This is a genomic window from Achromobacter sp. JD-1, from assembly GCF_038594925.1.
Classification (GTDB): domain Bacteria; phylum Pseudomonadota; class Gammaproteobacteria; order Burkholderiales; family Burkholderiaceae_B; genus Achromobacter; species Achromobacter spanius_C.
In genome coordinates this window covers 37320-58869 of the sequence record NZ_JBCGCS010000009.1, presented here as the reverse complement: position 1 = coordinate 58869, position 21550 = coordinate 37320, and the positions used below count along the sequence as shown (strand labels likewise).

General features: G+C 64.5%; 20 protein-coding genes and 2 tRNA genes. 16 read left to right on the top strand and 6 right to left on the bottom strand.

Features of this window, described 5'->3' with window-relative positions:
- Window positions 1-24: 24 nt before the first annotated feature.
- Window positions 25-1185 (bottom strand): trypsin-like peptidase domain-containing protein, encoded by a 1161-nt coding sequence (locus WBR68_RS15680; protein ID WP_127183142.1) that lies wholly within the window; start codon window positions 1183-1185, stop codon window positions 25-27.
- Between the two features lie 19 nt (window positions 1186-1204).
- Here WBR68_RS15680 and WBR68_RS15675 point away from each other — a divergent pair, with 19 nt between their 5' ends.
- Window positions 1205-1981: a Nif3-like dinuclear metal center hexameric protein gene (locus WBR68_RS15675; RefSeq protein ID WP_230694687.1), complete on the top strand. Its 777-nt coding sequence runs from the start codon at window positions 1205-1207 to the stop codon at window positions 1979-1981.
- Window positions 1982-2042: 61 nt separating this feature from the next.
- On the opposite strand, the gene mscL is transcribed toward WBR68_RS15675, so the two are convergent.
- Window positions 2043-2489, bottom strand: coding sequence for a large conductance mechanosensitive channel protein MscL (mscL, locus tag WBR68_RS15670; protein ID WP_050448905.1), 447 nt, complete (start codon window positions 2487-2489; stop codon window positions 2043-2045).
- A gap of 140 nt (window positions 2490-2629) precedes the next feature.
- Between mscL and petA the strand changes: the two genes are divergently transcribed.
- From petA to WBR68_RS15635, 7 genes are all read left to right on the top strand, one after another.
- Entirely contained in the window at window positions 2630-3271 is a 642-nt protein-coding gene (gene petA / locus WBR68_RS15665) for a ubiquinol-cytochrome c reductase iron-sulfur subunit (RefSeq protein ID WP_230694686.1), read from the top strand.
- A 73-nt stretch (window positions 3272-3344) separates the two neighbouring features.
- The gene (locus WBR68_RS15660; protein WP_050448903.1) at window positions 3345-4733 is read left to right on the top strand and encodes a cytochrome b; all 1389 of its coding nucleotides are present in this window, start codon (window positions 3345-3347) and stop codon (window positions 4731-4733) included.
- Between the two features lie 23 nt (window positions 4734-4756).
- The gene (locus tag WBR68_RS15655) at window positions 4757-5617 is read left to right on the top strand and encodes a cytochrome c1 (RefSeq protein WP_050448902.1); all 861 of its coding nucleotides are present in this window, start codon (window positions 4757-4759) and stop codon (window positions 5615-5617) included.
- 152 nt (window positions 5618-5769) lie between these two features.
- Complete coding sequence (locus tag WBR68_RS15650; RefSeq protein WP_050448901.1) at window positions 5770-6381, top strand: glutathione S-transferase N-terminal domain-containing protein; 612 nt, start codon at window positions 5770-5772, stop codon at window positions 6379-6381.
- A 13-nt stretch (window positions 6382-6394) separates the two neighbouring features.
- The gene (locus WBR68_RS15645) at window positions 6395-6850 is read left to right on the top strand and encodes a ClpXP protease specificity-enhancing factor (RefSeq protein ID WP_050448900.1); all 456 of its coding nucleotides are present in this window, start codon (window positions 6395-6397) and stop codon (window positions 6848-6850) included.
- Between the two features lie 167 nt (window positions 6851-7017).
- Window positions 7018-7093: transfer RNA gene (locus WBR68_RS15640), tRNA-Thr, on the top strand.
- A gap of 292 nt (window positions 7094-7385) precedes the next feature.
- Window positions 7386-8444 (top strand): virulence RhuM family protein, encoded by a 1059-nt coding sequence (locus WBR68_RS15635; protein ID WP_230694685.1) that lies wholly within the window; start codon window positions 7386-7388, stop codon window positions 8442-8444.
- 35 nt (window positions 8445-8479) lie between these two features.
- Here the strand turns inward: WBR68_RS15635 and WBR68_RS15630 are convergent, their stop codons facing one another.
- The 3 genes from WBR68_RS15630 to WBR68_RS15620 all read right to left on the bottom strand — a co-directional run bounded on the left by WBR68_RS15630 (window position 8480) and on the right by WBR68_RS15620 (window position 12422).
- Window positions 8480-9868, bottom strand: a complete 1389-nt coding sequence (locus WBR68_RS15630; RefSeq protein WP_050448898.1) for a GntP family permease — start codon at window positions 9866-9868, stop codon at window positions 8480-8482.
- Window positions 9869-10006: 138 nt separating this feature from the next.
- Window positions 10007-10972 (bottom strand): Bug family tripartite tricarboxylate transporter substrate binding protein, encoded by a 966-nt coding sequence (locus tag WBR68_RS15625; protein ID WP_050448897.1) that lies wholly within the window; start codon window positions 10970-10972, stop codon window positions 10007-10009.
- A 28-nt stretch (window positions 10973-11000) separates the two neighbouring features.
- Window positions 11001-12422, bottom strand: coding sequence for an amidase (locus tag WBR68_RS15620; protein ID WP_230694684.1), 1422 nt, complete (start codon window positions 12420-12422; stop codon window positions 11001-11003).
- Between the two features lie 213 nt (window positions 12423-12635).
- Between WBR68_RS15620 and WBR68_RS15615 the strand changes: the two genes are divergently transcribed.
- From WBR68_RS15615 to WBR68_RS15595, 5 genes are all read left to right on the top strand, one after another.
- A complete protein-coding gene (locus WBR68_RS15615; protein ID WP_230694683.1) occupies window positions 12636-13436 on the top strand; it encodes an IclR family transcriptional regulator in 801 nt (266 codons plus the stop codon).
- A gap of 65 nt (window positions 13437-13501) precedes the next feature.
- Window positions 13502-13577: transfer RNA gene (locus WBR68_RS15610), tRNA-Asn, on the top strand.
- Between the two features lie 215 nt (window positions 13578-13792).
- Complete coding sequence (gene gcvA, locus WBR68_RS15605) at window positions 13793-14719, top strand: transcriptional regulator GcvA (RefSeq protein ID WP_050448894.1); 927 nt, start codon at window positions 13793-13795, stop codon at window positions 14717-14719.
- Between the two features lie 153 nt (window positions 14720-14872).
- The gene (locus WBR68_RS15600; RefSeq protein WP_050448893.1) at window positions 14873-15346 is read left to right on the top strand and encodes a RidA family protein; all 474 of its coding nucleotides are present in this window, start codon (window positions 14873-14875) and stop codon (window positions 15344-15346) included.
- Window positions 15347-15352: 6 nt separating this feature from the next.
- Entirely contained in the window at window positions 15353-16561 is a 1209-nt protein-coding gene (locus WBR68_RS15595; protein WP_230694682.1) for an aminotransferase class V-fold PLP-dependent enzyme, read from the top strand.
- A 7-nt stretch (window positions 16562-16568) separates the two neighbouring features.
- On the opposite strand, the gene WBR68_RS15590 is transcribed toward WBR68_RS15595, so the two are convergent.
- Window positions 16569-17462 (bottom strand): DMT family transporter, encoded by an 894-nt coding sequence (locus tag WBR68_RS15590; protein ID WP_230694681.1) that lies wholly within the window; start codon window positions 17460-17462, stop codon window positions 16569-16571.
- 157 nt (window positions 17463-17619) lie between these two features.
- Between WBR68_RS15590 and WBR68_RS15585 the strand changes: the two genes are divergently transcribed.
- The 3 genes from WBR68_RS15585 (at window position 17620) to WBR68_RS15575 (ending at window position 21493) form a co-directional block, all read left to right on the top strand.
- A complete protein-coding gene (locus tag WBR68_RS15585) occupies window positions 17620-18510 on the top strand; it encodes an AraC family transcriptional regulator (protein ID WP_230694680.1) in 891 nt (296 codons plus the stop codon).
- 165 nt (window positions 18511-18675) lie between these two features.
- Window positions 18676-20112 carry a DUF2868 domain-containing protein gene (locus WBR68_RS15580; RefSeq protein ID WP_370641236.1) on the top strand — a complete coding sequence of 479 codons (1437 nt, stop codon included), beginning with the start codon at window positions 18676-18678 and terminating at the stop codon, window positions 20110-20112.
- Window positions 20105-21493: a GTPase/DUF3482 domain-containing protein gene (locus WBR68_RS15575; protein WP_230694679.1), complete on the top strand. Its 1389-nt coding sequence runs from the start codon at window positions 20105-20107 to the stop codon at window positions 21491-21493. Before WBR68_RS15580 ends, WBR68_RS15575 begins: the two co-directional genes overlap by 8 nt.
- Window positions 21494-21550: the final 57 nt, after the last annotated feature.

Genomic DNA, 21550 nt, shown 5'->3' with positions numbered 1-21550 from the left:
CAGCCCCGCCCGCCGCGATCACCCTTATCGTGGCTTGCCGGGGCGCGTGCCCACCGCCACGGCCACCTCGACCGCCTTGCCCGCGCGCAAGACGCCCAGCGTGGCGCGCTGGCCCGGCGGCAACTGTGCAATCTCGGCCAGCAATTGCACGGTATCGGCCATGCGCTTGCCATTGACCGTCTGCACGATATCGCCCACACGCAAACCGGCGCGCGCCGCCGGGCCATCGCGCATCACGCCGGCGATGATCACGCCGCGCGTGTCATTCTTGAGGCCAAACGCGCGGGCAAGCTCCGGCGTCACGTCCTGCGGTTCCACGCCCAGCCAACCGCGCTTGACCGAGCCCGTCTTGACGATGTCATCCATTACCTTGCGCGCAATCTCGATCGGCGTGGCAAAGCCGATGCCCATCGACCCGCCCGATTCCGAATAGATGGCCGTATTGATGCCCACCAGATTGCCCTCGGCATCCACCAGCGCGCCGCCAGAATTGCCGGGGTTGATGGCCGCGTCGGTCTGAATGAAGCTTTCGTAGGTGTTCAGCCCCAAGCCATTGCGGCCCAACGCCGACACAATGCCCTGGGTGGTGGTCTGGCCCACCCCAAACGGGTTGCCTATGGCCAGCACCACATCGCCCACCCGCAGGCCGCGGTCGGCAGCCAACGTGGCGGCGGGCAGCGTCCGCAAGGAACTGAGCTTCAGCACCGCCAGGTCCGTATCGGGATCCGCGCCCACAAGCTTCGCGGTGTCGCGCCGGCCGTCGCGCAGCGCGACTTCAATCGCGTCAGCCGCCTGCACCACGTGGTAGTTGGTCAGCACATGGCCGTCCTGGCTGACGATGACGCCAGAGCCCAGGCTGGTCGTCGCCTGACGCCGGCTCATGCCCGGCACTTGTCCGAATAATTGGCGCAGCACCGGATCGTCGGGCAGCGGCACCAGCGGTACGTTCACGTGCTTGGTCGTGTAGACGTTCACCACCGATGGCGCCGCTCGCGCCACGCCGTCCGCATACGACACCGGCCCCACGCCGCCGCCGGCGGGTGGACGCGCTGCCGCCACGGCGGCGGGCGACGCGGCCCCTGGGCCGCCAAGGCGCAGCAGGTCGGGCCGCAACGTTGTGACCACGAATAGAATACCCAGGCAGACCGTGACGGCCTGAGCAAATATCAGCCAATATCGGCGCATGATTCTGATAGGACGAACGATGAAAAAAGTGGACTCCCACGTGCTGGCCAGTTGGCTGGACGACATCCTGCAAGCCGCCCGCTTCAAGGACTACTGCCCCAACGGCTTGCAAGTGGAGGGCCGATCTGAAGTCGGACACATTATCACCGGTGTCACCGCCAGCGAAGCATTGCTGCGCGCCGCGGTCGAACGTGGCGCGGATGCGGTGCTGGTGCACCACGGCTGGATGTGGCGCAACGAAGACCGCCGCGTGATCGGCACGCGCCGCACGCGCATGGCGCTGGCCTTGAAAAACGACCTGAATCTATACGCCTATCATCTGCCGCTGGACGCCCACCCCAGTCTGGGCAACAACGCGCAACTGGCCCGCGTGCTGGGCCTGGTCCCCGCGCGGCGCGACGATGGCTCTCCGCGCACCTGTGGGCAGGACAACCTGGTGTGGCTGGGCGAGGCCACGGGCCTGACGACGCTGGGCCAACTGGGCGCGCGCGTGGCCGAACGGCTGGGCCGGCAGCCGCTGGTGGTGGGCGATCCGGATCAACCCTTATCCAGCGTGGCGTGGTGTACCGGTGGGGCGCAGGGCATGCTGTCCGATGCAGTGGACGCTGGCGCCAGCGCTTACCTCACAGGAGAAGTGTCGGAATCCACCGTGCATCTGGCGCGCGAGACCGGTGTCGGCTTCATTGCGGCCGGCCACCACGCCACCGAGCGCTATGGTGCGCAGGCGCTGGGCCAGGCGGTGGCCGAGCAGTTCGGCATCAAGGTCGAATTCATCGACCTTGATAACCCGGCGTAGTACCGCCGCAACACCAGCAGCAAGCCCCCGACGCGTGTGCCGCGCGGGGCATTCCGGGGTTTTATTTCTTGAGCAGGTCGCGGATTTCGCGCAGCAGCGCCACGTCTTCCGGCGTTGCGGCCGGTGCGGCCGGTGCTTCCTCGGCCTTGGTGCGGGCCTTGTAGATGGCTTTGACCATCCAGAAAATCACGAACGCCAACAACACGAAGTTGATGAGGATCGTCACGAAATTACCCCAGGCGAACACGGAGGCGCCCGCTTTGGTGAGGTCGGCATACGTCATCGGGCCGTTGTAGCCGGCAGGCATCGACAGTACAAAGAATTTGTTCGAAAAATCGACTGCGCCCCCCAGGATGAAATTGACCAAGGGCATGATGATGTCTTTCACCATCGAATCGACGATTCGGCCGAACGCCGCGCCGATAATCACACCCACCGCCAGGTCGATCGCGTTGCCTTTTACAGCGAAATCTCGGAATTCTTTGACGAAACCAGTCTTTTTGCTCATAAAAGCACTCCCATCGTGATACGCCCTTGAGTGGGCTGGCGCTATAATACGCGGTTGCTATGTTGTTACATATTCCCGCGAACCCGATGCCGCAGAAGTGATGCTACTCGTAGAGCGGGCGCATCAACAAGGATAGGAAGATGAGTCAGGATACGCTGGTGCACGATGATGACGGTGCGGTTGATCCCAACCTGCCACCTGATCCTTCGCGACGTTTCTGGGTTACCACCGCCTGTGCTGTGGGTGGCGTAGCAGGTGTCGCAACGGCAGTGCCGCTTGTGAGCACATTTTCTCCCTCTGAAAAGGCCCGCGCGGCCGGGGCCCCCGTTGAAGTGGATATCGGCGATATACCCGTCGGCACCATGAAAACCGTGGAATGGCGTGGGAAGCCGGTGTGGATCATGCACCGTTCTCCCGAACAGCTCGCCGCCCTCAAGACGCTTGACCCCTTGCTGGCCGACCCGGAATCCGAGCGGCCTGGCTTCACTCCCGAATATGCCAAGAACGAAGTTCGCTCGCGCAAGCCCGAGATCTTCGTTTGCGTCGGCATCTGTACTCACTTGGGCTGCTCGCCCACCTCGCACTTCGAAACAGGCGGGGGTGGCGGCATGGGCGCCAATTGGCAAGGCGGGTTCCTCTGCCCCTGCCACGGCTCCACGTTCGACCTGGCTGGCCGGGTCTACAAGAACAAGCCTGCTCCCGATAATCTCGAAGTTCCGCCGTACCAGTATCTGAGCGATACCCGCATCATCGTGGGCGTCGATGAAGACAACAAGGCCTGACGCTCGCGTCGCGCTTTTTTCCCGATTACGTAAGTAAAACAAATACGCCACGTATTAGAGAAGGAGCCGTTACATGGCTGGCGAGAAAACCGTCGAGACAACAGGCCTGTTGGGGTGGCTGGACCGGCGTTTTCCGGTGACATCCACCTGGAAAGCCCATCTGTCCGAGTACTACGCACCAAAGAATTTCAACTTCTGGTATTTCTTTGGCTCTCTGGCCTTATTGGTCCTGGTGCTGCAGATCGTGACCGGTATTTTCCTGGTCATGCATTACAAGCCGGACGCCGAACGCGCGTTCCAATCCGTTGAATACATCATGCGCGAGGTCCCCTGGGGCTGGCTCGTGCGCTACATGCATTCCACCGGCGCGTCGATGTTCTTCGTCGTCGTCTACCTGCACATGTTGCGCGGGCTGCTATACGGTTCCTACCGCAAGCCGCGCGAGCTCGTGTGGATCTTCGGCGTGGCGATTTTCCTCTGTCTGATGGCGGAAGCCTTCTTCGGTTACCTGCTGCCGTGGGGCCAGATGTCGTATTGGGGCGCCCAGGTGATCGTGAACCTGTTCGCCGCCATTCCGTTCATCGGCCCCGAACTGTCCATCTGGATCCGCGGCGACTACGTCGTGTCGGACGCCACCTTGAACCGCTTCTTCGCCTTCCACGTCATCGCGATTCCGCTGGTGCTCGTGGGCCTGGTCGCGGCTCACCTGGTGGCGCTGCACGAAGTCGGCTCGAACAACCCGGACGGCATCGAAATCAAGCAGGGCCCGAAAGACAAGTACGGCCGCCCCAAGGATGGCATTCCGTTCCACCCGTTCTATTCCGTGCATGACCTGATGGGCGTGGCGGGCTTCTTGCTCGTGTTCGCGTTCATCGTGTTCTTCGCGCCGGAAATGGGCGGCTACTTCCTCGAGTTCAACAACTTCATTCCCGCTGACTCGCTGAAGACGCCGCCGCACATCGCGCCGGTCTGGTACTTCACCCCGTTCTATTCGATGCTGCGCGCCACTACCGACGAATTCACGTGGGTGCTGGCGGGCGCGTCGGTACTGGGCGCCATCGCGTTGCTCGTCAAGAGCAACCTGCGCGGCATCCTGCGCATTGCCATCCCCGGCATCCTGATCGTCGTGGCCGTGCTGCTGCGCGTGATCGACGCCAAGTTCTGGGGCGTGGTGGCCATGGGTGGTACGGTCGTGATCCTGTTCTTCCTGCCCTGGCTAGACCATTCCCCGGTCAAGTCGATCCGCTACCGCCCCACCTGGCACAAGTGGATCTACGGCATCTTCATGGTCAACTTCCTGGTGCTCGGCTACATCGGTACGCAGCCGCCCAGTCCGCCGTTGAACATCACGTCGCAAATTGGCACGCTGCTGTACCTGGCATTTTTCTTCCTGATGCCGGTCTGGAGCCGCCTTGGCACCTTCAAGCAAGTGCCCGAGCGCGTTACGTTCCACGCCCACTGAGCCCACCAGATAACGGATTAACCATGATCAAGAAGCTGATTGGTGCCGTGGCCTTGATGCTCACGTGTACCACCGCATTTGCCGCCGAGGGCGGTTTCCCGCTGGACAAGGCGCCGTACCGCGTCAACGACATGTCGTCGCTGCAAAACGGCGCCAAGCTGTTCGTCAACTACTGCCTGAACTGTCATAGCGCGTCGTCGATGCGCTACAACAAGCTCAAGGACATTGGCCTGACCGACCAGCAAATCAAGGAAAGCCTGCTGTTCACCGGCGAAAAGGTCGGCGACATGATGCATATCGCCATGACGCCCCAGGACGCCAAGAAGTGGTTTGGCACGACGCCCCCGGATTTATCCGTGATCGCCCGGGCCAAATCGGTCAACGCCGGCCCGTCCGGCGCCGACTACATCTACACCTACCTGCGCACCTTCTACCGCGACACGTCGCGCGCCACGGGCTGGAACAACCTGGTTTTCCCGTCCGTGGGCATGCCGCACGCCCTCTGGGAACGCCAGGGTCCGCGCGAGCTGACGACCGTGGCCATGCATGAAGTGGAAGCCAAGGATGCCAAGGAAGGCGCACCCAAAAACTGGGAACGCATCACGACGGTGTACGATGCTCAAGGTTTTTCCACGGTCAAGGCCGAACCGGTAGCTGATTACCACGGCCATGCCACCTTTGATGCCAAATTTAAGGCCGCCAACCCGGCCCAAGTCGCAACATACGACAACGACGTCGCAGACCTGACCGCATTCATGTCCTGGATGGCCGAGCCCGTCCAGACATTGCGCGTCCGTATCGGCGTCGGCGTCATGTTGTTCCTGCTGTTGTTCTTCCTGGTTACGTGGCGCTTGAACGCCTCGTACTGGAAACACGTGCGCTAACCGCAACGCCCCGCCAGGCATGCAAGCCGCTACCTCATTAATAAGGGACGGCAACGGAGGATAGGGCCGTACGCCTATCCCGCCTGGCAATCGGGGCCAGCGCCTGCTAGATTTAGGCGCTGGCCTTTCGTTTTTCATAAAGGACTTTCACCATGATGGTGCTCTATTCCGGAACCACGTGTCCGTTTTCGCAACGCTGCCGCTTCGTGTTGTTCGAAAAGGGTATGGACTTCGAGATCCGTGACATCGACCTGTACAACAAACCCGAAGACATCGCGGTGATGAACCCGTACGGTCAAGTGCCCATCCTGGTTGAGCGCGACCTGATCCTGTACGAATCCAACATCATCAACGAGTACATCGACGAGCGCTTCCCGCATCCGCAACTGATGCCGGCGGATCCCGTCATGCGCGCCCGCACCCGCCTGTTCCTGTACAACTTCGAGAAAGAACTGTTTGTTCACGTCTCGACGCTGGAAGACCGCAGCACCAAGCCCGACGAGAAGAAGCTGGCCAACGCGCGCCAGAACATTCGCGACCGCCTGGCCCAGTTGGCCCCGATGCTGCTGAAGAACAAGTACATGCTGGGCGAAGAATTCTCGATGCTGGACGTGGCCGTGGCTCCGTTGCTGTGGCGCCTGGATCACTACGGCATCGAACTCCCCAAGAACGCGGCTCCGCTGCAAAAGTACGCCGAACGCATCTTCTCGCGCCCGGCCTACATCGAAGCGCTGACGCCTTCGGAAAAAGTAATGCGTCGTTAAGGCTGGCAGTGTGATGGGTGAAACCTCGACCAAACCGTATCTGATCCGCGCACTGCATGAATGGTGCACCGACAACGGCTACACGCCGTACATCACCGTGCAGGTCGATGAGCACACCATGGTGCCCGTCGCGCATGTCCGTGACGGTCAGATCACACTGAACGTCGGCACGCTGGCCACCAACCGCCTGGTGCTGGGCAACGAATTCATTGAATTCCAAGCCCGCTTCAGCGGCGTGACCGAAAACGTCTATGTTCCCGTCGGCGCCGTCAGCGCCGTCTACGCGCGCGAAACCGGCGCGGGCATGGGCTTCGAAGTGCAGCCCTATGAACCGCCGGAAGCAGGCGCACAGGGCACGGCGGACCCCGCTGCCCTGGAAGGCGTTGAAGCCCAGGCCGACGCCACGCAAGGCGACGACGGCGGCAACGACGACGAACCCAAGCGCCCGCGCCTGACGATCGTCAAGTAGTGTGCGTTACGCGGGGATGGCGTGCCCGGCACGCCCTCGCCGTGAACGCCGCTACCGCGCTCCTGTGGGATTCAAATTGAATGTTGGCGGCGTCCCGTGCCAGTCTGCACGCGGCGCCGCCGATTTTTCATTACAATGCAGTCCCTGCGCGTGCCCCGGCACGCCGTGCCGGTGTAGCTCAGTTGGTAGAGCAGCTCACTTGTAATGAGAAGGTCGAGGGTTCGATTCCTTTCACCGGCACCAATGAAATCAAATGCTTAGGCCGTTTCCTCTGGGGGCGGTCTTTTTCGTTTGCGTCGTTTCGTTGTAATCGTGTCGACCATACAGCCATCAAGCTCGTCCATTGCAGCCTGACTGTGATTGCCGACCAGATGTGCATAGCGCGTACACGACAAGGGACTTGTGGCCGCTTAACTGCAGAGCTGTCGATCGATTTCGTCGTGCATGCGAGTTAGCATGACGCGCGTTATTCAACAGAAAGCGTGATACTGTACATTTATACAGTAAACCACAAACAGATCCGCAGACTCCACGCATGGACCTCCCAGAACCGAACAGTTCCCAATTCCTTTTCTATGCCTCAACCGAGGGCGACGTTCGCGTCCAGGTTATTGCGAAAGACGAGACGGTCTGGGCGAGCCAGAAGGGCATGGCGGAGATTTTTGGCGTGGAGGTCCCAACGATCAGCTATCACCTGAAAGAGATTTACAAGGCAGGGGAACTGACGCCCGAGTCAACTATTAGAAGTTTTCTAACAGTTCGCCAAGAGGGCGCAAGGCAAGTCTCTCGCAACATAGAGCACTACAACCTAGATGCGATCATTTCGGTCGGTTATCGCTGCAATTCGGCCTATGCGACTAAGTTCCGCATCTGGGCTACCGGAATTCTCAAAGACTATCTGATCAAGGGCTTTACCCTTAACGACGACCGTTTGAAGCAGGGCGCCCAGCTTTTCGGGCAGGACTATTTCGAAGAGCTGATTGAGCGGATCCGCGAAATCCGCGCATCCGAACGACGGTTCTATCAAAAGGTCACTGATGTCTTCGCGCAGTGCAGTGTCGACTATGACAAAGAGTCCGACACCGCTCATGTGTTCTACGCTGCGGTACAGAACAAATTTCACTTCGCCATTCATGGAAAGACGGCGTCAGAACTGATCACAACCCGCTCCGATTCTTCAAAGCCCAACATGGGCCTCACGTCTTGGAAGAATGAGAGGGCGGGAGGAAAAGTTCTCAAGTCTGATGTAGCCATTGCGAAGAACTACCTCAGTGAAGATGAGATTCGCAGCTTGAATCGCCTGGTGTCCCAATACCTGGACTTTGCCGAAGGTCTCGCAGAGCGTCGCAAAGTGATGACCATGGCAGAGTGGGCAGCCAAGCTAGACGATTTTCTTAGGTTTAACGAATACGATGTACTGGCCAACGCCGGACGTATTTCTGCTGACTCTGCCAAAAAGAAGGCCGAGGCAGAGTACGAAAAGTTCCGTGTCGTTCAGGACCTGACCTTTAAGTCCGACTTTGACAAGATGGTCATCGACATTAAGGCCACCGGCGAACTGCCCCGGCCAAGACGGCCGAAAAAAGCGAGCTAACCCACCTTTTCGGCGGCCATCGCAGCCGAGTGCCCTCAACCCAGCGCCGGCAGCATGTTGAACAGCAGCACCATGATCAAGCCTGCCACCGCCACGATCGATTGCACAATCGAAATCGTCTTGGTGGCTTCGCCCATCGTCATGCCGAACGACTCTTTCACCATCCAGAAGCCGGCGTGATTGGCGTAGTTGAAGAACAGCGAGCCGCAGCCGATCGACAACGCCAGCAGCGGCAGGTTCAAGGTGGGGTCTGATCCTGCCAACGGCGCCAACAGGCCCGCCGCGCCTACGATGCCGACGGTGGCCGAACCGGTGGACACCGATAGCAGCATGGCGATCAGCCAGCCCAGGATCAATGGCGGGAACGCGAATTGATGCGTCAGGTGCACGATGGCGTCGCCCACCTTGGCGCTGGTCAGCACCTGCTGGAATGCGCCGCCACCCGCGATGATCAGCATGATGCCCGCGATGGGCTTCAGGCTTTTGCCCAGGCCATCTCGCAGCTTTTCGGCGTCGCCGCCGCGCATGAACACCAGCGTCACGGCGGCGAACAACACGCCCAGCAACATGGCGACCAGCGGGTTGCCCAGGAAGGCCGCCACGTGCATCAGGCTGGAATCCTTGGGCAGCAGCATCTCGGCCAGCGCGTGTACCAACATCAGCAGGGCGGGCAGCAAGGCCGCCAGGACACCCAGGCCGACGCTGGGTGGGGATGCACCGGAATCGCTTTCCTGGGTAGCGGTGAATTGTTCCAGCAGCGCTTCATCGGGGCGGGTCGTCATGCGCGGCGTGAGAAACGCGCCGTACAGCGGGCCACCCAGCACCATGGCGGGCAGGGCGGCAAGAAAGCCGTAGATCATCGTGGGGCCCACCGTGGTCTTCAAGGTGGCGATGGCGGTGAGCGGGCCGGGATGCGGCGGCACCATGCCGTGCATGGCGGCCAGCGCGGCAATGACCGGCACGCCCACGTAGATGTAGGCCGACCCTTTGAAGCGTTGCTGGCTTTCCAGCTTGCGCGCCACACTGAAGATCAGCGGCAGCATCACCACCAGGCCCACTTCGAAGAACATGGGGATGCCGATGACGAACGCCACCAGCGTCATGGCCCAAGGAATCATGCGCACGGACGTGCGCCGCAAGATGGCGTTGGCCAGACGCTCGGTGGTGCCCGAATCGGCCAGGATCTTGCCCAGCATGGCGCCAAGCGCGATGACCACGCCCACCGCGCCCAGCGTTTTGCCGGCGCCGTCGGTGAGGTTCTTCACGATGGCCGTGGGCGCCATGCCCGTGGCGAAGCCAACGCCGATCGACACGATCAATAGCGCCAGCAGAGGATGCATGCGTATGCGGGAAACGATAAGGGCGACCAGCACCAAGACGCTCACCAGGGCGGTGAGCAGCAACTGAATGTCGAACGAAGACATGGATGAATCCAGAAAAATCGAGAGAGGTCGCGAGCCTTCTGGTTGCCATGATAAGGGATCAGCCTGACGCGCATCGGTCACGCCGGAACTGCCGGACGAATGGGCAAATCCGGCGTGTGCGCCAGGCGATTCAGCCGATCAATCCGGCTTGATGCCCGCCGCCTTGATGATGGCCACGTTGCGCTCCAGTTCGCGCTGCACCTTGGCGCGGAACGCGGCGGGGTCTTGGTAGGTGGCGTCAAAGCCCAGTTCCTGCAACCGGGCGCGCGTGTCGGGCTCGGCCATCACGGCCTGGATTTCCTTGGACATCTTGGTCACCACGGGCTCGGGCGTACCTTTGGGCATGACCACGCCGAACCAGGTCTGAAAGTCGTAGCCCGCCACGCCGCTTTCCGCCACGGTGGGCACGTCGGGCACCAGGGGCGAGCGCTCGCCGCCGGTCAACGCCACCGCGCGCACCTTGCCCGCCTTGATCTGCGGCAGGCCCGCCACCAGCGTGTCGATCGACAGCGGGATCTGGTTGCCGATCAGGTCCGTCATGGCGGGCGCGCTGCCGCGATAAGGCACATGCAGCAGCTTGGCGCCGGTGCGTTGGGCCAGCGATTCGCCGGCGATATGGGGCGTGGAGCCGTTGCCGAACGACCCGAAGCTAAGCGCCTGTGTGGCTGACTTGCTGGTGATGTCAGCCACCGTGCCGATACCGGTTTGCGGATTGGTCAGGATCACGAACGGCGTGCTGCCCGCCACGGCGACGTACTCGTAGCTCTTGACCGGGTCGTAGTTCAGGTTCGGATAGAGCAGCGGGTTCGACGTGAAGGTGGGCGCGCCCGTGATCAGCAAGGTGTAGCCGTCAGGCGCCGCGCGCGCCACGGCCACCGCGCCGATGCTGGTGTTGGCGCCCGGCTTGTTCTCGATCACAACGGTCTGGCCCAGGCGCTCGCCCAGCTTGGCGGCAAACAGCCGGCCGATGACGTCGGTGGAGCCGCCAGGCGGGAACGGCACCACCATCGTGATCGGCTTGGACGGATACGTGTCGGCCGACGCCAGCAGCGGCGTGGCGGCCAGGGCGCATACGGCGAGTGCGCTTGAAACGGCTTTCTTCATGGATTTCCCCTTGTGTTGTTTGGAATGATCAGTCGGGCAGCACAGGCGCGCGGCGCCAATGTTGCGTGGCAAGCTCGAACGCATGCGCCAATTGCAGCAGCGCGTGTTCCTGCCGATAGCGGCCAACGATCTGGATGCCGACCGGCAAGCCCTCATCGGTGAAGCCACAGGGCACGGAAATGGCCGGATGGCCGGTCAAGGACAGGTAATAGCCCGAGCGCATCCAGTCGATGTAGTTCTGCATCGACGTGTCGTCGATACGGCTGACGGTTTCGTCTTCAACCGGAAAGGGCAGCACCTGGCTGACCGGCCCGATCAGGAATTCGTGGGTCTGCATGAACGTGTGCATGCGCGCGAACAACGCCGCGCGGTCGCGCTCGGCCTGCAAGACGGCGGCGGGGGACTGCGTCAGCCCCAGTTCAATATTCCAGATGACCGTGTCTTTCAGTTGATGGCGATGCTCGCGCAGCGCGGCCTCGTAGCCCACCGCGAAGACTTGGCCGCGCAGCGCTTGGAAGGCGTCGTTGGCGCCGGTGAAATCCGGGCAGGCCGGCTCCACCCGCGCGCCCAGGTCCCTGAAGACCGGCAACTGTCGCTCCAGCACCTGCGTTACCGCGCGCTGCATCGGCAGGCCGCCCCAGTCGGGCGCGTAGGCGATGCGCACGCCCTTGAAATCGCGCGACAGGCTGTCCAGGAAGCGTGCGGGGTCTTGTTCGATGGCCAGGGGGTCACGCGCGTCGGGGCCCGCCGTGGCGGCCAATAACAGCGCTACGTCGGCCACGGTGCGCGCCATGGGGCCGGCAACCGTCAACGCGTTGTAGGGGCTGGCCGTTGGCCATTGCGGCACGCGGCCGGGCGAGGGGCGCAGCCCCACCACGTTGCAGAACGACGCCGGGTTGCGCAGCGAGCCGCCCATGTCGGTGCCATCCGCCAGGGGCACCATGCGCGCGGCCAATGCCGCCGCCGCGCCGCCGCTGCTGCCGCCCGCCGTCATTCGCAGGTTATAGGGATTGCGGGTGGCGCCGAAGACCGTGTTGAAGGTTTGCGAGCCCGCGCCGAATTCCGGCAGGTTGCTCTTGCCCAGCGTGATGGCGCCAGCGGCGCGCTCGCGGGTAACGATCAGGCTGTCGCGTTCAGGCACAAAGTCGCGGTAGAGCGGCGAGCCGTAAGTCGTGCGCATGCCGGCAGTCAGGAACGAATCCTTGTGCACGATCGGCAGGCCATGCAGCAAACCCAGCGGATGGCCATTCGCTTGGCGCTCATCGGCCAGGGCGGCGTGGGCCATCGCGCCTTCGGCGTCCAGGGTCACCACGGCGTTGATGTGCGGGTTGCAGGCGTCGATCCGCGCCAGGTGCGCGGCCGTGACCTCGCGGGCGCTGAGGTGGCCGGCAGCGATCTCGGTGCGCATCGCCACGGCGCTCAGGTCGCAAACGGAACTAGGGGTGCTCATAAAACGAGGTTCATCCGGGGGTTGATTCTGGGGCAGATTGGGGAGGCCATCCAACGGCCCCAATGTATTGCTATGCGATACAAAGTATTGAATAATCAACTTTATAGTGCGTATCCGGCGCCCGGACAATTCGGGGAAACTAGCGCCAACCACGGCGTCGCGCCTCATCCACCCCTTGCCAACAGCGCCTTGCGCCCCCTCGGCTTCCCAATCATGACGACTCGCAAACTGCCGCTTGCCAACACCGACACGCCCGACGCGGAGGATGCCCTGTTCGTTGCCTCGCTGGAAAAAGGCATGCGGGTGCTGGACGCCTTTCGCGACGCCTCGGATTCACTCGGCTTGACTGACATTGCCACCCTGACCGGGCTGGGGAAAAGCGCGGCGCAGCGCTTTGTCCATACGTGGGAACGCCTGGGCTACCTGGTCAAGGACACGGCCACGCGTCGCTACCGGCTGGGTCCGCGCGTGGTGGAGCTGGGCTATTTCTTTTTACGCAACGACCGCCTGGTGTCCATGGCCGCGCCGCATCTGGTTGCGCTGCGTGACCGCTGCGGCCTGGCCGTGCACATGAGTGTGCTGACGGGTAGCGACATGATCTATCTGCTGCGCCTGCCCAGTCGCCAACTGACCCTGGCCGAAATGCTGCCGGGCCGGCGCATGCCCGCGTGGTGCAACAGCGGCGGCCGCATGCTGCTGACCCAGCATGACGACGACGTCATCCGCCAGGCGCTGTTGAACGCGCCTGCACGCGCCTTCACGCCGCGCACGGTGGTTGAGCCCGACGCCTTGCTGGCGCTGATCCGCCAGGCGCGCGACGACGGCTACGCGCTGACCGAAGACCAGGTATTGCAGAATCAGGTGGGCGCCGCCGTGCTGTTGCGCGATGCGCGCGATGTGCCGCTGGCGGCCATCAGCGTCAGCGCGCCACGCCATGATTACCCCAGCGACCGCTTGCTGCGCGATATCGTGCCGCAACTGTTCCGCACGGCCCACGCGATCCAGCACGCTTGAACAGAATTTCCGGGCCGCTTTGCATTCTTCTTATTTTTTGTGCATAATTCGGCCCCTCTACCTGTTCCCCGATAGCTCAGTCGGTAGAGCGACGGACTGTTAATCCGCAGGTCGCTGGTTCGAGCCCAGCTCGGGGAGCCAAGAATTCAGCAGTGCATGTAAAAGCCGCACCGCTAGCAGTACCCCTAAAAAGCCCGCAACTTGTTTGCGGGCTTTTTGCATTGGTGTTTGCACAAACGTTTTTCACCCGCGCTTTGCTTCCCGGGTTTCGAAACGCGTAGCATGACGCACATCCGTATCCACGTCACCGCGCGAAGTCACCGAGCAACACACCGAGCGACACCACCGCCTTCCCCATGCGTTCCACGCGATCCCTGCCCGCCCTGGTATCCCTGCGCGCTTTCGAAGCGGCCGCGCGGCGCCTTAGCTTTTCGCTGGCCGCGCAGGAGCTCTTCGTTACGCAAAGCGCCATCAGCCACCACATCCAGCGGCTGGAAAGCGAACTGGGCGTTGCGCTCTTTGAACGCCGCACGCGCGCGGTAGCGCTGACGCCCGCCGGGCAGGCCTATTTCGAACAGGTGCACGCGGCATTCGAACTGCTGCGCCAAGGCACCGAGCAGATCCGCGCGCCCGCCGCCGCGGGCGTCACGCTGAAGATCGGCTTGCTGGCCTCGTTCGCCACGCGTTGGCTGGCGCCGCGACTGCCCGCGTTTGCCGCCGCGCACCCCGGCATCGCCCTGCAATTGCAGCCCGACATCGGGCTGGCCGACGTGGCGGGCGGCGAGGTGGACGTGGCCATACGCTATGGTCGCGGCGCATGGCCTGGCGTGAGCTCACGGCTGCTGATGACGGAATCGCTGTCGGTGGTGTGCGCGCCGGCCCTCGTATCCGGACGCAAGCGTGCCCGCACCCCGGACGATCTGCTGCGCCATCCCCTGTTGACCTCGCACGCCAGGCAACCGTTTGAATGGGATGCCTGGGCGCGACGCTTCGGCATGGACTTGGGCCGCGCCCAGACGGTGCGGCTGCATGACTACAACATCGTGGTCGAAGCCGCCTTGGCCGGGCAGGGGCTTGCCATGGGCCGGCACCGGCTGATTGCCCCGCATCTGGCCAGTGGCGCGCTGGTGCAGGCATTGCCCAACGCCGTCCTGCAAGACCCTCGCATCGGCTGGTGGTTCGTGTCGCCGCGCGGCGCGCTGTCGCCCGCCGCACTGGCCTTGCGCGACTGGCTGGCCGAGGCAGCGCGGGCAGACGGCCCGGACAACGCCGCTACGCATTAGTTTCACTCATGCGTTCAAGGCAAGAATTGATTGGTCAGGCAGCGGCGCGGCCGATAGCATCAACACTTGCCTGCGTGCACCCGCGTGCGCCCCACGCATCAAATGCACCAAATGCACCAAATGCACCCACTACTTATTCACAGGTGATCCACCATGACTCAAACGATTTCCGGCCGCGTCAGTGAACTGGGCTACACCCTGGAAGCCGCCGCCGCACCCGCCGCCAACTATGTGCCCTTTGTGCTGGAAGGCAACCTGCTCACCATCTCGGGGCAGATCTCACGCAAGGGCGGCAAGCCACAGTACCTGGGCCAGTTGGGCAACCAGATCTCGGATGCCGACGGCGTGGAAGCAGCCCGCCTGTCCGCGCTGGGATTGCTGGCGCAGATTGCCGCCGCCACCGGCGACCGCCTGGACCGCGTGGCGCGCGTGGTGCGCCTGGGCGTCTTTGTGGCCAGCACGCCCGACTTCAACCGCCAGAGCGCCATCGCCAACGGCGCCTCCGACCTGATGGTTGAAGTGTTCGGTGACGCCGGCCGCCATGCGCGCAGCGCCGTCGGCGTGGCATCCTTGCCGCAGGGCGTGGCGGTGGAAATCGAAGCTGTCATCGCTCTGACCTCAGCCTGAGCCACCATGTCCGCCCCCCTCAGTCCCGCCACCCTCCAGGCCTTGCGCGCGCAGACACCGGGCACGCAAACCAGCGTCCACTTCAATCACGCCGGTTCCTCGTTGCCTTCGTCCGGCACCGTGCAAGCCATCCAGGCACATCTGCATCGCGAGGCCACCCAAGGGCCGATGGAAGCCGGCGTGGCCTCGCGCGCGTTGACGGAAAGCGCCCGCACGCTGGCCGCCCAACTGCTGAACGCGCAACCGGATGAAATTGCCCTGACCAGCGGCAACTCTGCCGGCTGGGGCGCGGCCTTCGCGGCGCTTGCGCCGTGGCGGCCGGGCGACCGCATCCTGGTCGGGCGCCATGAATGGGGCGGCAACCTGGCCACCATGCGCTATAGCGCCGAGCGCGCGGGCGCCGTGCTGGAAACCATTCCGTCGGATGCCAGCGGCTGCGTGGATGCCGACGCGCTAGCCGCCATGCTGGACGAACGCGTGCGTCTGATCACGCTGACGTGGCTACCGGCCAACGGTGGCCTGATCAACCCAGCGGCCGCCATCGGCCGCGTCGCGCGCAAGGCTGGCATTCCTTACTTTGTGGATGCGGCGCAGGCAGTCGGCCAGTTACCGGTTGATGTTGCCGACATCGGCTGCGACGTGCTCAGCAGCGTGGGCCGAAAGGCGCTGCGCGGCCCGCGCGGCACCGGCCTGCTGTATGTGCGGCGCGGCTTCCTGGACCAGTTGACGCCTGCCTTCGTCGACACCCACTCCGCTCCCCTGGGCGCGGACGGCCGCCCCATGCTGCGGGCGGACGCCGCCAGGCTGGAGTGCGCCGAAGCCTCGATGGCCCTGCGCTGCGGCCTGGCCCATGCCTTGCAAGAGGCGCTGGAACTTGGGATGGATTCCATCCGCGCTACCGTGGACGCCACCGCGCAGAAGTTGCGAGCCGAACTCGCGGCCATCTCCGGCATTACCGTGCTGGATCAGGGTCGTGAAAAATCCGGCCTGATCGCGTTCAATCTGGAAGGCTGGAACGCCCCCGACGTACAACGCGCGCTGGCGGCGAGCGGCATCACGATCGGCAGCAATGGCGTGCCCTACACGCCGCTGGACATGCAGGCGCGCGGCCTGTCGCAGATTGCGCGGGTGTCGGTCAGCCCCCTGACCCACGACGACGAGATCGACCGCCTGCTGGATGCGCTGGGCCGCCTGGCGCGATCGACTCCCGCGTGATCGCGGCCTACCCCGCCACCCGCCGCACAAACGGCGACCACTTGGAAAACACCAACAGGTTGCCGCTCATCACCAGCACCAGGCCCGCCAGCGCGGGCGGCGTCCACTGGTAGCCCTCGGCCACCGTCGACACACCCAGCGCCACCACCGGAAACAGCACCGTGCAGTAGGCGGCACGCGCCGGCCCCATGCGCCCGACCAGCGTCAAGTACGCCGTAAACGCAATCACCGACCCCGGGATCGCCAGATACAGCAGGGCGCCGACATACGGGGTGGACGTGTCGAACTGAAACGGCAAGCCGGCCACGAGACAACCCGCCAGCAGGATCGCCGCACCGTAAAGCATGCTGTAGGCATTGCCGGTCAGGGGCCGCACGCCCGCGCGCTGCTGCAAGGACGACAGCATGTTGCCGGTGGAAAAGCAGAACGTGCCCAGCAGGGCAAAGCCCAGTCCCAGCAAGGTTTCATGGCTGGCCTGCTGGCTGGCAAGCTCGGGCCAGAACAACAGCACCAAGCCCGAAAAGCCGATGGCCCCGGCCACCATCACGCGCGGCGCGACACGGGTGCCGAACCACAGGCGGGCGTTCAGCGCGTTCCACAGCGTGGCGGCCGAAAACACCACCGACACCAGGCCGCTGGGTATCCATTGCGTGGCCGTGTAGAAGCACAGGAAATTCAAGCAAAAGAGACACAGCCCCTGGCCCACACAGAGCCAGTGCCCGCGCCGGTCCAGTTTTTGCAGCTTGCGGGTCAAGCGCAGCACGGCGAACAACACCAAGCCCGCCAGCGCGAAGCGATAAAAGATCGATATGGGAATGGCCACGACACCCAGTTGCAGCTTGATGGCGATCCAGGTGGTGCCCCAGATGACGACAGTCAGGAAATACAGAAAGAGGTTCACGATACGATGCGCAAAAAAGGGTCACGAGGCCGCCATGGCAGGCCGCCCGCCTGACCCCCAGTGTGCGCCGCCGCCCTTCAGGGCGATTGCCGGATCTTGCGGTTTTTGCAGGCACCGCCAGCCCGGCGCGCGAAAGATCGCTTAGCATTTCGCCACTATGGGCACCGCTGCTTCGGCCCCGGCCGACTTCTCCGTCTTCCGCACCCTGTCGCGTTCCACCGCCACGCTGGAACGCGCGTCGCCCCTGGGCGAAGGAATGGCGATCTCGCAATGGCGGCGCAGCGCACACGAAACGCTGGGCTACGACACGCCCGGCCATCACACGCTGTCGCTCTACCTGCACGGCGGCGACAAGTCGTTCCGCGTGGGCCGCGACACGCTGCATGGCGGCGCCGGAAAATTCTGCGTGCTGCCGGCCGAACACTATTCGCGCTGGTGCATGAACGACACGGTTCATTTCCTGCACCTGTACATCGCCCCCGAACGGCTGGCCCGCGAAGCCGTCATGCGCCTGGACTGCGAGCCTCGCGCGCTGGAACTGCGCGACCGCACCTACATTCAAGACCCCTCGCTGATCGACGTGTGCCGGCAATTGCTGGGCACCGATTGGGCGCAACCCGCCGCCCGCCTGGCCGCCAGCAGCGCCGCCGAAACCGTGCTGCACCATTTGCTGCAACAGGGCGTGGCGCGCAAGACGCCGCAACCCGCGCGCGGGGGGCTGGCGCCCGCCGTGCGCCGCCGCGTCATGGACTATGTGGACGCACACCTGCACGAGCCCTTGACGCTGGACCAACTGGCGGGCGTGGCGGCCTTGTCCACCTACCATTTCGCCCGCATGTTCCACACCTCGTTCGGCGAACCGCCGCATGCCTGGGTGCGCGCACGGCGCCTGGCGCATGCGCGCGGGCTGCTGGCGGCGGGCAAGGGCGACCTGGCCGGCATTGCGCAGGCCAGCGGCTTTGGCAACGCCAGCCACCTGTCGCGCGTGTTCCGCGAGGCCGTCGGCCTTACCCCGGGCCAATACCGCAACGCGCACCGCCAGCACTGATCGCGGCCAGTATCCGCTTTCGCGGTGTGGCCGACCTGTGGCCAGACGCGTGGCCCGCCTTCCGGCTCCGCTGTCCGCCTCCGCCGGCGAATCCGCCGGGTCTACAATGGCGCATCGCCCTTTGCGGCCTTACGTTGCGGTTCGACCGCGCTGCCTACCGACGCGATGCCGTCCTCGACCTCTCGCGCTTTTTCCTCCCCGCCTGGCCCCGCCACCCCGCGCCCCTTGCGCGCGCATTGGCTGGCCGAACTGATCCGTCTGCGTGAAACGCATTGGGGTCCGATGGACGATGCGGACGCGGTCCGGCGCGTGCGCCAACTCGACACCGATCTGCCCTCGCGCATCCTGGCCCGCGCCGACTTGCTGGCGCAACGCGAAAACCTTGCCCCGCTTGTGGACGGCTGGCGGCGCAGCGCCCGGGCCATGCTGGCGGCCCTGTTCGTGCTGGCCCTGATGTCCGGCATTGCCGTGGCCCTGGGCGCGCTGGGCGACGGCTCCCGACCCGTGAACGTGCTGTGGGCGCTGGGCGCCTTGCTGGGTCTGCACGCACTGACCTTCCTGCTGTGGCTGGGCAGTTTTCTGCTCAAACCCTCGGCCGCGACCGGACTGGGACGGCTGTGGCTATGGGCCACCCGCAAGCTGGCGCGCGGCCCCGACAGCGCGCTGGTGCCGCAAGCCTTTCTGAACCTGCTGGCCCGCGCGGGCGCCTTGCGCTGGCTCTTTGGCGCGGTCAGCCACCTGCTGTGGCTCACCGCGCTGTGCGCCGCGCTGGCGGCCTTGCTGGTGGCCTTGTCCACCGCCAGCTACCGCTTCGTCTGGGCCACCACGTTGCTGGCGCCCGATACCTTTGTCTGGCTGACCCAGGCCATAGGCTGGCTGCCGGCGCACCTGGGCTTTCCGATGCCGGATGCCGCCGTCATCCGCGCCAGCGACGGCGCGCAGACGCTGGCCGCCGAAGCACAGGTGCAATGGTCGTGGTGGCTGATCGGTGTGCTGGTGGTCTACGGCATCTTGCCGCGCCTGCTGGCCGGGGCCTTGTGCATCAGCGCCACGTTGCGGGCGTTGCGCCGCTTGCGCATCGACCCCACGCTCGCGGGTTTCTCGCCGCTGCGCGACCGCCTGGAGCCGCCCGCGCAATCCACCGGCATCGACCGCCCGGTCGACGCGCTGCACCAGCCGCGCATGCCGGCCGCATCCCTTTCCGATCTGGCGGGGCAGCCCGTGCTGCTGGGGCTGGAACTGCCCGCCGACCTGGCCTGGCCGCCCGCTGGCCTGCCCGCCAGCGTGCAGATGGCCGGCAACCTGGACACGCGCGAAGAGCGCAACCGCGTGCTGGACGCCTTGGCCCAGGCCGCGGCGTCGCGCTTGCTGATCGCCTGCGACGCGCGCCAAACGCCAGACCGCGGCAGCTTGTCGCTGATCGCCGAACTCTCCGCCCATGCGGGCCACACCGGCGTCTGGCTGATCGCCTCTGCCGAAGACGGCATGGCGACGCGCGCCGCGCTGTGGCGCGAACGCTTGCTGGCGCTGGGTTTGCCGGCCGACGCCATCCTGCAGACGCCCACGCTGCCACTCACGTGGCTGGAGCCCGGCCATGGCTGAGGACATCATCAAGATCGCCCTGGTCGGCCACACCAATACCGGCAAGACCTCGCTGTTGCGCACCTTGACGCGCGACACCCGCTTTGGCGAAGTTGCCGACAGCCCCGGCACCACGCGCCACGTGGAAGGCGCGCGCCTGCGCCTGGACGGGCGCGCGGTGCTGGAATGGTTCGACACGCCGGGTATGGAAGACAGCATCGCGCTGCTGGAATACCTGGACCGGCTGGGCAGCACTGACGAACGGCTGGACGGCCCCGCGCGCATCCGCCGCTTTCTGGACACGCCCGAAGCGCATGGCCGCTTCGAACAAGAAGCCCGCGTGCTGGCAAAAATGCTGGAGTGCGACGCGGCGCTGTACGTGATCGACGCGCGCGACCCCGTGCTGGGCAAGCATCGCGACGAACTCGCCATTCTTGCCGCCTGCGGCCGCCCCCTGCTGCCCGTGTTGAATTTCGTGAACGCGCCCGCGCACCGCGCCGACGAATGGCGCGGCGCCATGGCGCGGCTGGGCCTGCATGCGGTGGTGGAATTCGACACCGTGGCGCCGCCGCTGGATGGCGAACAGCAGCTCTATGCCAAGCTGGGCGTACTGCTGGACCGCCACGCCGACGCACTGGCACGCCTGGCCGACAGCCTGTCCGCACAACGCCGCGAACGCCACGCCGCCGCCTACGAACTACTGGCCGATCTGCTTATCGACGTCGCGGCGCTGCATCTCACCAGCCCCAGCGATGACAAGGCGCTGACCGCTGCGTCCCAACAGTTGCGCGATCATGTGCGCCAACGCGAGCAAGCCTGCGTGAACGCCTTGCTGGCGCTGTACAACTTCCGCGCGTCCGACTTCAGCGACGACGCGCTGCCGCTGCAAGGCGAACGCTGGGGCATGGACCTCTTTCATCCGCAAGCACTCAAGGACATGGGCGTGCAAGTGGGCATGGGCGCTGCCGCCGGCGCCATGGCCGGCGCGGCGGTGGACTTGCTTAGCGCGGGCCTGAGCCTGGGCACCGGAATGCTGATCGGCGCCGCGGCGGGCGGCTTGTGGCAGGGCGTGGAAAAACTGGGCAAGCGTGTCGCGGGCAAGCTGCGCGGTTGGCGCGAGATCAGTGTCGATGATGCCGTGCTGCGCTTGCTGGCCTTGCGCCAACGCCAATTGATCGACGCGCTGGAACGCCGCGGCCACGCGGCGCGTGAACCCTTGAAGCTTGCCTTGCCAGATGACGAAACCTGGCAGAAAGGCCCCTTGCCCGACGCGCTGAAAGAAGCACGCAGCCGTCCGGAATGGTCGGCATTGGGCAAGCACCATGAAGACAGCGACCGCCGCAAACGCATCGTCCAGGACTTGGCGCGAACCCTTGCCAGCGGCCCCGCCGCCACCGCCTGAACCGCCGCCAACCTGCACCATTCAAGGCAGACGGCAAGCGCGGGCTAACCCCAATCC

Excerpts from the sequence above, each read along its gene's own strand:
- WBR68_RS15680 (WP_127183142.1), bottom strand. The coding sequence starts at position 1,185 with ATGCGCCGATATTGGCTGATATTTGCTCAGGCCGTCACGGTCTGCCTG.
- WBR68_RS15675 (WP_230694687.1), top strand. The coding sequence starts at position 1,205 with ATGAAAAAAGTGGACTCCCACGTGCTGGCCAGTTGGCTGGACGACATC.
- mscL (WP_050448905.1), bottom strand. The coding sequence starts at position 2,489 with ATGAGCAAAAAGACTGGTTTCGTCAAAGAATTCCGAGATTTCGCTGTA.
- petA (WP_230694686.1), top strand. The coding sequence starts at position 2,630 with ATGAGTCAGGATACGCTGGTGCACGATGATGACGGTGCGGTTGATCCC.
- WBR68_RS15660 (WP_050448903.1), top strand. The coding sequence starts at position 3,345 with ATGGCTGGCGAGAAAACCGTCGAGACAACAGGCCTGTTGGGGTGGCTG.
- WBR68_RS15655 (WP_050448902.1), top strand. The coding sequence starts at position 4,757 with ATGATCAAGAAGCTGATTGGTGCCGTGGCCTTGATGCTCACGTGTACC.
- WBR68_RS15650 (WP_050448901.1), top strand. The coding sequence starts at position 5,770 with ATGATGGTGCTCTATTCCGGAACCACGTGTCCGTTTTCGCAACGCTGC.
- WBR68_RS15645 (WP_050448900.1), top strand. The coding sequence starts at position 6,395 with ATGGGTGAAACCTCGACCAAACCGTATCTGATCCGCGCACTGCATGAA.
- WBR68_RS15635 (WP_230694685.1), top strand. The coding sequence starts at position 7,386 with ATGGACCTCCCAGAACCGAACAGTTCCCAATTCCTTTTCTATGCCTCA.
- WBR68_RS15630 (WP_050448898.1), bottom strand. The coding sequence starts at position 9,868 with ATGTCTTCGTTCGACATTCAGTTGCTGCTCACCGCCCTGGTGAGCGTC.
- WBR68_RS15625 (WP_050448897.1), bottom strand. The coding sequence starts at position 10,972 with ATGAAGAAAGCCGTTTCAAGCGCACTCGCCGTATGCGCCCTGGCCGCC.
- WBR68_RS15620 (WP_230694684.1), bottom strand. The coding sequence starts at position 12,422 with ATGAGCACCCCTAGTTCCGTTTGCGACCTGAGCGCCGTGGCGATGCGC.
- WBR68_RS15615 (WP_230694683.1), top strand. The coding sequence starts at position 12,636 with ATGACGACTCGCAAACTGCCGCTTGCCAACACCGACACGCCCGACGCG.
- gcvA (WP_050448894.1), top strand. The coding sequence starts at position 13,793 with ATGCGTTCCACGCGATCCCTGCCCGCCCTGGTATCCCTGCGCGCTTTC.
- WBR68_RS15600 (WP_050448893.1), top strand. The coding sequence starts at position 14,873 with ATGACTCAAACGATTTCCGGCCGCGTCAGTGAACTGGGCTACACCCTG.
- WBR68_RS15595 (WP_230694682.1), top strand. The coding sequence starts at position 15,353 with ATGTCCGCCCCCCTCAGTCCCGCCACCCTCCAGGCCTTGCGCGCGCAG.
- WBR68_RS15585 (WP_230694680.1), top strand. The coding sequence starts at position 17,620 with ATGGGCACCGCTGCTTCGGCCCCGGCCGACTTCTCCGTCTTCCGCACC.
- WBR68_RS15580 (WP_370641236.1), top strand. The coding sequence starts at position 18,676 with ATGCCGTCCTCGACCTCTCGCGCTTTTTCCTCCCCGCCTGGCCCCGCC.
- WBR68_RS15575 (WP_230694679.1), top strand. The coding sequence starts at position 20,105 with ATGGCTGAGGACATCATCAAGATCGCCCTGGTCGGCCACACCAATACC.